The organism is Azonexus hydrophilus (genome assembly GCF_038368255.1).
GTDB lineage: Bacteria > Pseudomonadota > Gammaproteobacteria > Burkholderiales > Rhodocyclaceae > Azonexus > Azonexus hydrophilus.
Window position 1 is genome coordinate 1,707,110 of the sequence record NZ_CP151406.1, and the last position, 12,409, is coordinate 1,719,518.

Annotated in this window: 10 protein-coding genes; all 10 read left to right on the forward strand. The window is 62.1% G+C overall.

Annotation, left to right across the window (positions count from 1 at the left end; all coding sequences use genetic code 11):
• Nucleotides 1-49: 49 nt before the first annotated feature.
• Entirely contained in the window at nt 50-262 is a 213-nt protein-coding gene (locus AADV58_RS08145) for a hypothetical protein (RefSeq protein WP_028995835.1), read from the forward strand.
• Between the two features lie 45 nt (nt 263-307).
• A complete protein-coding gene (locus AADV58_RS08150) occupies nt 308-688 on the forward strand; it encodes a hypothetical protein (RefSeq protein WP_028995834.1) in 381 nt (126 codons plus the stop codon).
• 66 nt (nt 689-754) lie between these two features.
• Nucleotides 755-1,138, forward strand: a complete 384-nt coding sequence (locus AADV58_RS08155; RefSeq protein WP_028995833.1) for a dihydroneopterin aldolase — start codon at nt 755-757, stop codon at nt 1,136-1,138.
• Nucleotides 1,135-1,653: a dihydrofolate reductase gene (locus AADV58_RS08160; RefSeq protein WP_341744517.1), complete on the forward strand. Its 519-nt coding sequence runs from the start codon at nt 1,135-1,137 to the stop codon at nt 1,651-1,653. The genes AADV58_RS08155 and AADV58_RS08160 overlap by 4 nt, the downstream gene beginning before the upstream one ends.
• A 61-nt stretch (nt 1,654-1,714) precedes the next feature.
• Nucleotides 1,715-3,820: a putative bifunctional diguanylate cyclase/phosphodiesterase gene (locus AADV58_RS08165; protein WP_341744518.1), complete on the forward strand. Its 2,106-nt coding sequence runs from the start codon at nt 1,715-1,717 to the stop codon at nt 3,818-3,820.
• Between the two features lie 93 nt (nt 3,821-3,913).
• Nucleotides 3,914-4,591, forward strand: coding sequence for a TetR/AcrR family transcriptional regulator (locus tag AADV58_RS08170; protein WP_028995831.1), 678 nt, complete (start codon nt 3,914-3,916; stop codon nt 4,589-4,591).
• A gap of 36 nt (nt 4,592-4,627) precedes the next feature.
• Complete coding sequence (locus AADV58_RS08175) at nt 4,628-6,982, forward strand: acyl-CoA dehydrogenase (RefSeq protein ID WP_341744519.1); 2,355 nt, start codon at nt 4,628-4,630, stop codon at nt 6,980-6,982.
• 2 nt (nt 6,983-6,984) lie between these two features.
• Complete coding sequence (locus AADV58_RS08180) at nt 6,985-8,268, forward strand: acetyl-CoA C-acetyltransferase (RefSeq protein WP_341742856.1); 1,284 nt, start codon at nt 6,985-6,987, stop codon at nt 8,266-8,268.
• A gap of 2 nt (nt 8,269-8,270) precedes the next feature.
• Nucleotides 8,271-10,196 (forward strand): 3-hydroxyacyl-CoA dehydrogenase NAD-binding domain-containing protein, encoded by a 1,926-nt coding sequence (locus tag AADV58_RS08185; RefSeq protein WP_341742857.1) that lies wholly within the window; start codon nt 8,271-8,273, stop codon nt 10,194-10,196.
• Nucleotides 10,197-10,345: 149 nt separating this feature from the next.
• Entirely contained in the window at nt 10,346-12,391 is a 2,046-nt protein-coding gene (locus AADV58_RS08190; protein WP_051295495.1) for a DUF1302 domain-containing protein, read from the forward strand.
• Nucleotides 12,392-12,409 lie beyond the last annotated feature (18 nt).

A 12,409-nucleotide genomic window follows, 5' to 3' on the forward strand; every position in this document is an offset into this window, starting at 1 on the left:
TTCCGAAATGGTGTAAAGTAAAGGTGCAATCCTCTATCAGGAGAAGATCATGGAAATCGCATCTGTAGGCGCATCCGGTGCGTATGCCAACAACAGCGTTCAGTCCGCACGTCCCCAGCCAGCCCAGGAGCAGCAACAGGTCGAGCGGCGCGAGCAGCAGGCGCGTCCGGAACAGCAGGTTCAGCAAACTGAAGAAACGGTTCGTCCGGTGATCAATGCCCAAGGGCAGGAGACGGGGCGTCTGGTCAATACGACCGCCTGAGCATTTCCCGCCTGGTGCGGGTGATTTGTTAGTGAGGTAATTGCGATGATTCCGGGTGCGCAAGGCGCAGGTTCGGCGGCGTGGGGGCAGTTGCAGACGCAGCAGGCCCAGCGTAATGCCGAGCAGGCCGAACAGCGTGCGCGGGCCTTGCAGTCACAGGCGAGAAGTGCGCAACAGGACGCCGACCGGGCGCAGGAGAATGCGCGCCAATTGCAGACCAGTTCGGTGCAGGCGCGTGGAGATGCAGACAGTGCGCGGCGCAATGTGTCCTCGCTGGAATCGCTGGGCCAGGTGAATAATCAGCTCGGTGACTTGCGCAAGCAGATTTCAGAGGTTCTTGCGCCGAGCGAGCCAGCCGTCGTTGCCCCTGCATATACCAATGCCGAAGGTCAGACGACCGGTACCTTGATCAATACGGTAGCCTGAGTTCGTTCACTCAGGGGCTGTCAGGGCGCTTCGGCGCTTTTTTTTCGGGTTTTTCAGGAGTTTCAGGTGCAGGAAAATCACTGGTGTGCCTCGGTCGATGCGACGATACAGTTGCGTACCGGCTGCAATCCGCTTGAAAAGCACGGCCCGCAGGCGGTTGTGGTTCATGCCGACGCCTGGGCGCCGATGGATGCCATCGCCGACCCGCATGACATCCGTCAGGTGGTCGATTACGAGGTGATCTTCCTGGCGATTCGCCGCCTGGAGCAGAATGCGCACTGCGAATGCCTGGAGTCGAGCATCCTTGAAGTGATGGACGCCATTTTCTCCATTCCGCCGGTCAGTTCGGCCTTTGTTTCCATGCACAAGCCGCATGTCTATAACGGGCAGGCGACGCCGGCCATTTCCCTGTCGATGACACGGATGCAATGGCAGAAGATGCGCAAGTGATCGCCGCCATCGGTGCGGTTGCCGCCAACGGCGTGCTCGGACTGGATAACTGGTTGCCCTGGGATATTCCCGAGGAACTGGCCTGGTTCGAGAAGCAGGTCGCCGGCGCGGCCCTGGTCATCGGCCGGCTGACTTACGAGTCGATGGATGCCGTGCCGCCGGATTCCTTCATCGTTTCGCGCCAGGCCGATCTTGCCTTGCGTCCGGGTTGTCATCGGGTGTCTTCGGTGGAGGAGGGCTTGCGGCGGGCACTGGCCACCGGCAAACCGGTCTTCGTGATCGGCGGCGCATCGATCTATGCGGCAGCCTGGCCCTATTGCCGCTATTTTTACCTGACCCGTATCGAGCGCGATTTCGCCGGCGATACGCGCTTTCCCGAAGAAATTCCCCTGGCCAGCTGGCAGTTGCGCAGCGAGCGTGTCGAACATTACCGGGAGCGGAAAACCGGAATCGTCGTGGCTTGCCGTTTTCTCCAGTACGAGCAGGCCAGTCCGCGCTTACCGAATGCAGGCTGATTGATGTTTGCGCATGGTCTGAGCACAATGGCGGCAAACACAAGAAAAGGATGATGCATTGATGATCTGGCGCTGGCTTGTCGATCGCCTCACGCTGCCGGCCAAGCTGGCGGGCGAGTTGCAGCGCAGTCGTCAACAACTGCAGGAAATCCAGCGCCTGGCCGGAATTGGCAGTTGGGAACTCGATCTGGAGAAGAACGAACTGTCCTGGTCGGACGAGCTTTACCGGATCTTCGAGATCGACCCGGCGCTGGGGCCGGCGGATTACGAACATTTCCTGCAAATGGTCCACGAGGAGGACCGGGAGCGCGTCGATCAAGCTTACCAGGCCGCGCTGGCCACCCGTCAGCCCTACGAGGTCGAGCACCGGATGGTGATGCCCGATGGCCGGATCAAGCAGATCAGGGAGCGCGGCGAAACTATCTACGACGAGGCCGGCAAGCCGTTGCGGTCCATCGGTACGGCACAGGACATCACCGACATCCGCTTGCTTGAGTCCCAGATGCAATTGCTGGGCAGCGCTTTTCACCACAGCGGTGAAGCGATCATGATCACCGACCACAACAACCGGATCCTGACGGTGAATGCCGCGTTCACCATGCTCACCGGTTATGCTCAGGACGAGGTTGTCGGGCAAGACCCGCGCATCCTGTCCGCCGGCCGGACCAGCCGGGAAGATTACAAGCGGATGTGGGCCGCGATCAAGGAAAAGAGCTTCTGGCAGGGTGAAATCTGGGATCGCCGCAAGGATGGCGGGGTGTATCCGAAATGGCTGTCGGTCTCGGTGATACGCGATGACCAGGGCGATATCCGCTACCACGTCGCGCATTTCACCGATGTGTCGACCGAGCGGGCGACCGAAGCCAAGATCCACTACATGGCGCATCACGACATGTTGACCGGGCTGAACAACCGTTTCAGCCTCAAGGACCGGCTGGAGCACGCGCTGGCCGTGGCGCGCCGGGAATCGGCGCGGGTGGCGCTGCTGTTCATCGATCTCGACCGCTTCAAGGTCATCAACGATACCTTGGGCCATCACGTCGGCGACGAGCTGCTCATCCATGTCAGCCGGCGCTTGCGTCAGTGCGTGCGCGAAAGCGATCTGGTGGCGCGCCTGGGTGGCGACGAGTTCGTCGTGATGCTGAGCGGCATCGAGCATTCCTCATCGGTGGCAATGGTCGCCGAGAAACTGGTGATGCGGGTTGCCGAGCCTTACCCGGTCGGCGCCCACACCTTGTACACCACGCCCAGCATCGGCATCGCTATCTACCCGATGGACGGCGAGGACGGCGAGACGCTGATGCGCAATGCCGACGCGGCGATGTACCACGCCAAATCGGCCGGGCGGAACAACTTCCAGTTCTTCGATGCCAAGATGAACGAGGCGGCGGTCGAGCGTCTGGGCATCGAGCATGCGCTACGTCTGGCCCTGGGCCGGGATGAGTTCCGGCTGCATTTCCAGCCGATCATCAACCTGCGTACCGGCAAGGTTTCGTGCGTCGAGGCGCTGATCCGCTGGCAGCATCCCGAGCGTGGTTTGCTGGCGCCGGGCATGTTCATCGGCGTTGCCGAGGAAACCGGCTTGATCCAGCCGATCGGTGACTGGGTCATCTGGGCGGCGTGTCGCCAGTTGGCAGCCTTCCGCGAAGCCGGCCTGACCGGAGTCAAGATGGCGATCAACATTTCGGCGATCCAGATGCGCAACAGCGACCTGTCGGTACTGGCGCGCGGGGTGATCGAGGCCTATTCGCTGCCGCCGGGCGATCTGGTTTTCGAGATCACCGAGTCGGTGGCGATGGAGCATCCCGACGAAACGGTGCGCGTCCTCGACCTGCTGCGCGACATGGGCGTCAGCCTGGCGCTGGACGACTTCGGTACGGGCTATTCGTCCTTGAGTTATCTGCGCATGTTCGCCCTCGACAAGCTCAAACTCGACCGTTCCTTCGTCGAGGAAATCGGCCAGGATGTCGATGGCCAGGTGATTTGCGACGCGACCATCGGCCTCGCGCACAATCTCGGCCTGACGCTGGTCGCCGAAGGCGTCGAGACCGAGGCGCAGCTCGACTACCTGCGCGCCCGCGGTTGCGATCTGGTCCAGGGCTATCTGTTCAGCAAGCCTTTGCCAGCCGAGCAGGTCATGGATTTCATCCGCCAGCGCAACGCCTGATTTTTTACCCGAGTTTTTCAGTCAACAAAGTGCTTGCCAATTGCCACGGCTTTTTTTATGATTCAAACGAACGTATGAATTGTGGAGTCCTAGATGGCAGAAGTGCGCAACACCGATACCCGCGAACGCATCCTTGATGTCGCCGAGCGCCTGTTCATGGCGCATGGCTACGACGGCACCTCGATGCGCCAGATTACCGGCGAGGCCGGCGTCAATCTGGCTGCGGTCAATTACCACTTCGGCTCCAAGGAATCGCTGATCCAGGAAGTCTTCCGCCGTCGTCTCGACTGGTTGAACGAAGAGCGCATGCGCGTCCTCGATCGCCTGGAAGCGGAAGCGGGTGGTCAGCCGGTCAAGCCGTCGTTGATCGTCGATGCCTTTTTCGGCACGCTGCTGCGTATGGCTGAGGACGATGCCCGTGGCGGCATGACCTTCCTGCGCCTGCTCGGGCGGACGCTGACCGAGCCATCGGAATTCATCCGTGCCTTCCTCGCCCACGAGTACAAGGTGGTCATGGACCGCTTCAAGGAAGCGCTGTTCCGGGCGCTACCCGATGTGCCCAAGGCCGAGATCGTCTGGCGCTTCCATTTCATGCTCGGCGCGACTTCCTACGCCATCGCCGGGACCGACGCGCTGCGCCTGGTCACCGACTGGCAGATCGAGGAAGAAGACTCGGTCGACCGTCTCGACCGCCTGGTGCCGCGCCTGATGTCCTTCCTCATCGGCGGCCTGCGTGCGCCGCTGCCGCAATTCGATCAATCCGGCCGCTAAGCCGGGATCCAAATAAAAAATACCAAGGAGACATGCATGTTCGACAACACCATCCCTCTGCTCGGGGTACTTGCCCTGGTGGCTTTGGCCGGGCTGGTCACGGTGCGGCCGCTGCGCCGCGCGCTGATCACCCGGTCCATTTTTTCCGCCTACCGCAAGGTTCTCCCGCAGATGTCCGACACCGAGCGCGACGCGCTCGAAGCCGGCACCGTCTGGTGGGAGGGCGAGCTGTTCCAGGGTAAGCCCGACTGGCAGAAGCTGCACGCCTACCCGGTACCCAAGCTGACCGCCGAGGAGCAATCCTTCCTCGACAAGGAATGCGAGGAAGCCTGCCGCCTGGTCGACGACTGGAAAGTCACCCACGAACTCTATGACCTGCCGAACGAAGCCTGGCGCTACATCAAGGATAAAGGCTTCCTCGGCATGATCATCCCGAAGAAGTACGGCGGCCTGGAGTTTTCCGCCTACGCCCATTCGCAGGTGGTGACCAAGCTGTCGACGCGCTCCTCAGCCTTGTCGGTGTCGGTCATGGTGCCGAACTCGCTCGGCCCGGCCGAACTGCTGTTGCATTACGGCACCGAGGAACAGAAGAACCACTACCTGCCGCGTCTGGCCAAGGGCATCGAAGTGCCGGCCTTCGCGCTGACCAGCCCGTGGGCAGGTTCCGATGCGGCATCGATCCCGGATTCCGGCGTCGTCTGCAAGGGCATGTATCAGGGCAAGGAAGTGCTCGGCATGCGCGTCTCCTGGGACAAGCGCTACATCACGCTGGCGCCGGTGTGCACGGTGTTCGGTCTGGCCTTCCACCTCTACGATCCGGACGGCCTGCTCGGCGACAAGACGCATATCGGCATCACCTGCGCGCTGGTCCCCTACGATCATCCGGGCGTCGATACCGGCCGCCGCCACTTCCCGCTCAACGCCATGTTCATGAACGGCCCGACGCGCGGCAAGGAAGTCTTCATGCCGCTCGACTTCATCATCGGCGGCCCAAAGATGGCCGGGCAGGGCTGGCGCATGCTGATGGAGTGCCTGGCGGCCGGGCGCTCGATCTCGCTGCCGTCGTCGAACACCGGCATGGCGCAGATGACGGCGCGTGCCGTCGGCGGTTACGCCCGTGTCCGCTCGCAGTTCAAGATGGCCGTTGGCAAGTTCGAAGGCGTCGAGGAAGCGCTGACCCGCATCGGCGCCTACACCTACATGATGGACGCGGTGCGCAAGATGACCGCCGGCGCCGTCGATCTCGGCGAGAAGCCGTCGGTGGTTTCGGCCATCGCCAAGTACCACGTCACCGAACGTGCCCGCGTCGTCGTAAACGACGGCATGGACGTGATCGGCGGCAAGGGCATCTGCCTTGGCCCGTCTAATTTCCTCGGTCGTGCCTACCAGCAGATTCCGGTGGCGATCACCGTCGAAGGCGCCAACATCCTGACCCGTTCGCTGATCATCTTCGGTCAGGGCGCGATCCGCTGCCATCCTTACCTGCTGCCGGAAATGCGCGCCGCGCAGAACCCGGACGTCCGCCAGGGGCTGGTCGATTTCGACCGGGCGTTGTTCGGCCACATCGGCTTCACCATGAAGAACGGCTGGCGTGCTTTCCGCCAGGGGCTGACCGGTTCGCACTTCGTCACGGTCAACACCGACGTGGCGCCGGAAATGAAGCGCTACTACCAGCAACTGACGCGCTTCTCGGCCGCCTTTGCCTTCCTTTCCGACGTCTCGCTGCTGGTCCTCGGCGGCAGCGTCAAGCGCCGCGAAAAGCTGTCGGCGCGCCTCGGCGACATCCTGGCGCAGATGTACCTGATTTCCTGCACGCTCAAGCGTTACGAGGCCGAAGGCCGCAGGAAGGAAGACGCCGCGCTCGCCCACTGGGCGATCTGGGACGCGATGTACAAGGCGCAGCAAGCCTTCGACGGCGTCATCGCCAACTTCCCGGTGCGCTTCATCGCCGCCGTAGTCAATCGCATCGTCTTCCCCTGGGGCCATCCCTATGTCGTGCCCTCGGACGAGGTCGGCCACCAGGTGGCGAAGGCGCTGATCGCGCCGTCGGCGACGCGCGACCGGCTGACCGCCGAATGCTACCTGCCGCTGGAGGAAAACGAACCGGTTGGCGCCATCGAACTGGCCCTCAAGGCAACGCTGGAAGCCGAGCAGATCGAGGCCAAGATCCGCGCCGCCGAGAAGGATGGGCGCTTCGAGGGCAATCCGCAGGCCAACGTCCGCGACATCGCCATCGTCGCCTTCGAAGCGGGCGTCATCAACGCCGCCGAATACGAAGTGATGAAGCGGCGCAACCACCTGCGCGACATCGTCGTTCGTGTCGATGACTTCCCCTTCGACTACGGCGTGGCCACGGCCAACAAGCCGGCCGACGACCGGATGGCGGCTTGAGCATGAACAAGACGATCTACGTGGTCGACGGCGCCCGCACGCCGTTCCTGAAAGCGCAGAAAGGGCCGGGGCCGTTCGCCGCCTCCGACCTGGCGACCCAGGCCGGTCGTGCGCTGCTGTTGCGCCAGCCTTTCCTGCCGTCCGATCTCGACGAGGTCATCCTCGGCTGCGCCGCACCGTCGCCGGACGAGACCAACATCGGCCGCATGGTCGCGCTGCGCCTCGGTTGCGGCAAGAAGGTGCCGGGCTGGACGGTGATGCGCAATTGCGCCAGCGGCATGCAGGCCATCGATTCGGCCATCGCCAACATCCAGTGCGGCCGTTCGCAGTTGGTGCTGGCCGGTGGCGTCGATGCGCTGTCGCGGGCGCCGCTGCTGTATTCGGACACGATGGTGCACTGGTTTGCCGGCATGATGGGTATGCGCACGATGGGGCAGAAACTCGGCCATTTCCTCAAACTGCGGCCGGCCGCCTTGCTGACGCCGGTGATCGGCCTGATGAAGGGCCTGACCGACCCGGTGGTCGGCCTGCTGATGGGGCAGACCGCAGAAAACCTGGCCTGGAAGTTCGGTATCAGCCGCCAGCAGATGGACGAATTCGCCGTGCGCAGCCATCAGCGCGCCATCGCCGCTCGCTCAGCCGGCCACCTCGGCGAGATCGTGCCGCTGGTCGATGGCAACGGCAAGGTTTACGCCGAGGACGACGGTGTGCGCGCCGATGCGACGCTGGCCGGGATGGCCAAGCCGAGCCCGTTCTTCGACAAGAAATACGGCAACATCACCGCCGCCAACAGCTCGCAGATCACCGACGGCGCCGCCTGGGTGCTGCTGGCCTCGGCAGAAGCGGTGGAAAAATGGGGGCTGCAGCCCATCGGCAAGATCGTGGACAGCCAGTGGTCCGGGCTGGAACCGGAACAGATGGGCCTCGGCCCGGTGCATGCGTCGACGCCGATCCTGCAGCGCCACGGCCTTCAGCTTTCCGACATCGATTACTGGGAGCTCAACGAAGCCTTCGCCGCGCAGGTGCTCGGCTGCCAGGCGGCCTGGAAGGACGACGCCTACTGCCGCGAGCAACTCGGTCTGGATGGTGCGCTCGGCGAGGTTCCCGAGGACAGGCTCAACGTTGACGGCGGGGCGGTGGCCATCGGCCACCCGGTCGGTGCTTCCGGCGCGCGCATTGTCCTGCACTTGCTACATGTGCTGCGGCGTAATCAGGCAAAACGCGGTGTCGCGACCATCTGCATCGGCGGTGGTCTCGGCGGTGCCATGCTGGTGGAGGCCTGCTGATCATGAAACATTGGCAACTCAACAAGGAAGAATCCGGCATCGCCGTCGCCGTGCTCGATCGCGCCGGAGAAAGCACCAACGCGCTGTCGGCCGAAGTGATGGCCGAATTCGCGCAGATCCTCGACCAGCTCGACCTCTATCCGCCCAAGGGGCTGATCGTCCGTTCGGGCAAGGCGGCCGGTTTCATCGCCGGCGCCGACATCGGCGAGTTCTCGCAATTGAACACGCCGGAAAAGGGCAGGGCGCTGGTCGCGCGCGGCTGGGAGCTGTTCAACCGGCTGGCGGCGGTGAAATATCCGACGCTGGCGCTGGTTCGCGGCCATTGCCTGGGCGGTGGTCTCGAACTGGCGCTGGCTTGCCGCTACATCCTGGCGGTCGACGAGCCGGGCACCAAGCTGGCGCTGCCGGAAGTCATGCTCGGCATCTTCCCCGGCTGGGGCGGCATGCTGCGTCTACCGCAGCGGGTCGGTCCGGCGGCGGCGCTCGACCTGATGCTCACCGGCAAGTCGCTCGACGCCAAGCGGGCACGCAACCTCGGGCTGGCCGACGAATGTGTGCCGCCGCGCGTGATGGAAATGGCCGCACACAAGCTGCTGTTGTCGAACCGTCCGCGCCGCCCGCTACCCTTCGTCCAGAAGCTGCTGGCCGGTCCGCTGAAAGCGGTGGTCGCCAACGGCGCGCGCAAGCAGGTAGCGAAGAAGGCGCGTCCGGAGCACTATCCGGCGCCCTACGCGATCATCGACCTGTGGCAGAAGCACGACGGCAACGCGCTGGCGGCGCCGGCCGTCGTCGACCGCATCATCCAGTCGCCGACGGCGAAGAACCTGCTGCGCGTCTTCCATTTGCAGGAGCGTCTGAAGGGCTTCGGCAAGGACGGCGATTTCGTGGCGAAACACGTGCATGTCGTCGGTGCCGGCGTCATGGGCGGCGACATCGCCGCCTGGTGCGCACTCCGCGGCCTGACGGTGACGCTGCAGGACCAGTCGGTCGAGCGCATTGCTCCGGCGATAAAGCGGGCGCACGCGCTGTTCAAGAAGAAGCTGCGCGATCCGCTACGCGCCCGCGCCGCCTTCGACCGCCTGATTCCCGATCCGGCCGGCGCCGGTGCCGCTCGCGCCGACGTCGTCATCGAAGCGATTTTCGAAAACGTCGAGGCCAAGCACGCGCTGTTCCGCAGCCTCGAGCCGCGGATGAAGCCGGACGCGGTGCTTGCCACCAACACCTCCAGCCTGCGCCTGGAAGACCTGCGCTCGGCGCTGGTCCGGCCGGAGCGCCTGGTCGGCATCCACTTCTTCAATCCGGTGGCGATGATGCCGCTGGTCGAGGTGGTCGAGGCCGACGGCGCCGATCCGGCGATGGTTCGCGCCGCCTGTGCCTTCGTCAAGCAGATCGATAAGCTGCCGCTGCCGGTGAAGAGCGCGCCCGGTTTCCTGGTCAATGCGGTGCTCGCGCCCTACATGCTGGCGGCGATGCGTGCGGTCGACGACGGTATTTCGCCGGAAACGGTCGATGCGGCGATGCTCGCCTTCGGCATGCCGATGGGACCGATCGAACTGATCGACACGGTCGGCCTCGATATCGCCATGGCGGCCGGCCAGCAGCTGGCGGGCGGCGCCGAGGCGCCACGCTGCCTGCTTGCTCGGGTCGAACGTCAGCAGCTGGGCAAGAAATCTGGTCAGGGTTTCTACGCGTGGAAGGATGGCAAGCCGGCCAAGGCCGTTGCCGCCACGGTGCCGCCGGGGCTGGCCGAGAAACTGGTCAAGCCTTTGGTTGAGCGCACGCAGGCACTGGTTCGCGACGGTGTCATCGTCGATGCCGATCTGGCGGATGCGGGCGTAATATTTGGAACCGGGTTTGCACCTTTTACCGGTGGGCCGATCAAATTTTTGCTGGATTCGGGCATCTCATCGCGAAAGGAGTCCGTGTAATCAGCAGTAGGTAGCAAGCAGGGTGGTTTTAGCAATGCGATACCGGCACAAGATCGGTACGCACGATTCCGGAAGTCTGGAAATAGGTAGTCAAAACTCGTAGTAGACGTGATCGGCCCCCCCGATCTGATAAACAGGAGGAGATTTGGATGAGACAAAAAACAGGCAATTCCCGCTATCCGGGGTTTCGTCGCAGCACCCTGGGTGCTGCGGTGGCGATCGCCCTGGCCGGCGGTTCAACGTCGGTCATGGCTTTCGAGTTCCAGCATGGCGAACTGAGCGGCAGCTTCGATACCACGGTTTCGCTGGGCGCCTTGTGGCGCATGGAGAAACCGGAAAGTTCGCTGATCAGCATCGCCAACGGCGGAACATCGCGCGATCCCAATTCCGACGACGGCAACCTGCGCTACAAGCGGGGCGAACTGGTGTCGACCGTGCTCAAGGCGACGCATGATCTTGAGCTGAAATACCATAACTTCGGCGCCTTCGTCCGTGGTTCGTATTTCTACGACCCAACGATTCGTGCCAAAGATAGTCTCACCCGCGATGCGCGGGACATTCTCGGCTCCGATGCAGAGATTCTCGATGCCTATGTGCGCGGAAATTTCAAGGTCGGCGATCGCAATCTCAATCTGCGCCTGGGCAAACAGGTGGTCAGCTGGGGGGAAAGCACCTTCATCCAGAACGGTATCAATGTCCTCAACCCGGTCAACGTCAGCCGCCTGCGTGCTCCCGGTTCGGAACTGAAGGAAGGCTTCATCCCCACGACGATGGCCTACGCCTCGCAGGAATTGACTGACAATCTTTCGGTCGAGGTGGCGCTACTGACCGAGTGGAAGAAAACCAAGATCGATCCGGCGGGTTCGTTCTTCAGCACGAATGATTTCGTTTCCGAAGGGGGTAATATCGCTTATACCGGGTTCGGTCGTCGCAACGATATAAATGGTAATGCTGGCGTTTTTCCGAGTAACGCAAATGCGGCACTGTGGGCGCCTCGTTCGAAAGATAGAGATGCTAGCAATGACGGTCAGTATGGGATTGCTTTTCGCTATTTCTCCCCTGAGTTGAATAATACCGAATTCGGTTTCTTTCATGCCAATTACCATAGTCGTACCCCGTTTGTGTCGGGATATCGGGGTGGCATAAGCGCAGCAGGAACAATTTCCAATAATATCGGAGCTTTTGAACAAGGGGTCCTTACGGCTGCGGGTGTTCCGCTAGCTGCCACCGGTAATCCAGCTTGTACGGCTCTGAATATTCCGACATTTGGCGCATTGCATACGGCGGGCAATATTGGCGCCTTGATGGGGCAAGGACTAACCCTTGACCAAGCCACCAACCTGTCGGCGCTGAATGCAACCAATGCTGCTTGTGCAGCAGCAGCTGGTCGGGCTGGAACCTATTTTGTTGAATACCCGGAAGATATCAAGCTGTTTGGCTTTAGTTTCAATACGGCTCTGCCAAACGGCATCGCTCTCCAGGGAGAGTATTCCTACCGCCCCAACCAGCCATTGCAACTTCCCTCGGCTGAGTTGCTGGGAGCAGCGCTGGGTATCGGCAATCAGCTAACCAGTACTGATCCAGTGCAAGCCGCAAGTGTTGCTTATGGTACGGAGATCAAGGGTTATCGTCGCGTCAGGATGCATCAGGTTCAAGTTACCGGTACCAAGGCCTTCGGTCCGACATTTGGTGCCGAACAATTGGTTGTCGTCGGTGAGGTTGGCTACACCCGCTTGGAATTGCCCTCCAACATCAAATTTGCCGCATCAGGATGCCATCTTCCGCAGGTCGGTTCGTCGGCGAGCAGCGCTTTTAATTCGACTTCCAGCGGTTGTTTTGCTACTGAGAATTCGTGGGGGTATCGCCTGGTTGGTCGTCTAGACTATCCGAACGCCATCGGCGCGGTCACGGTCTCCCCGCGGGTGGCTTTTTCGCATGATGTGGATGGTCGTAGCCCGACTTTCAACGAAGGTGCCAAGGCGCTGACGTTAGGTTTTGGCTTCAATTATCGCCAGAATTGGCAAGCGGATATTGCCTATACTGCGTTTTTTGGTGGCAAGAAAATTTCCGGGACCGATACACCAAATGCGGCATCCGGAGCCTTGCCGGCCGGCCAGTCCGCCAGCTACGCCAGCCACACCAACCCCATGGTTGACCGCGATTTCCTGTCGATCAGCCTGAGCTATTCGTTCTGATCTGCACCAACGACAAGA

Bases quoted from the DNA above. Each gene is read 5' to 3' on its own strand.
- AADV58_RS08165 (WP_341744518.1), top strand. From the start codon at position 1,715: ATGATCTGGCGCTGGCTTGTCGATCGCCTCACGCTGCCGGCCAAGCTG.
- AADV58_RS08190 (WP_051295495.1), top strand. From the start codon at position 10,346: ATGAGACAAAAAACAGGCAATTCCCGCTATCCGGGGTTTCGTCGCAGC.
- AADV58_RS08175 (WP_341744519.1), top strand. From the start codon at position 4,628: ATGTTCGACAACACCATCCCTCTGCTCGGGGTACTTGCCCTGGTGGCT.
- AADV58_RS08170 (WP_028995831.1), top strand. From the start codon at position 3,914: ATGGCAGAAGTGCGCAACACCGATACCCGCGAACGCATCCTTGATGTC.
- AADV58_RS08145 (WP_028995835.1), top strand. From the start codon at position 50: ATGGAAATCGCATCTGTAGGCGCATCCGGTGCGTATGCCAACAACAGC.
- AADV58_RS08150 (WP_028995834.1), top strand. From the start codon at position 308: ATGATTCCGGGTGCGCAAGGCGCAGGTTCGGCGGCGTGGGGGCAGTTG.
- AADV58_RS08180 (WP_341742856.1), top strand. From the start codon at position 6,985: ATGAACAAGACGATCTACGTGGTCGACGGCGCCCGCACGCCGTTCCTG.
- AADV58_RS08185 (WP_341742857.1), top strand. From the start codon at position 8,271: ATGAAACATTGGCAACTCAACAAGGAAGAATCCGGCATCGCCGTCGCC.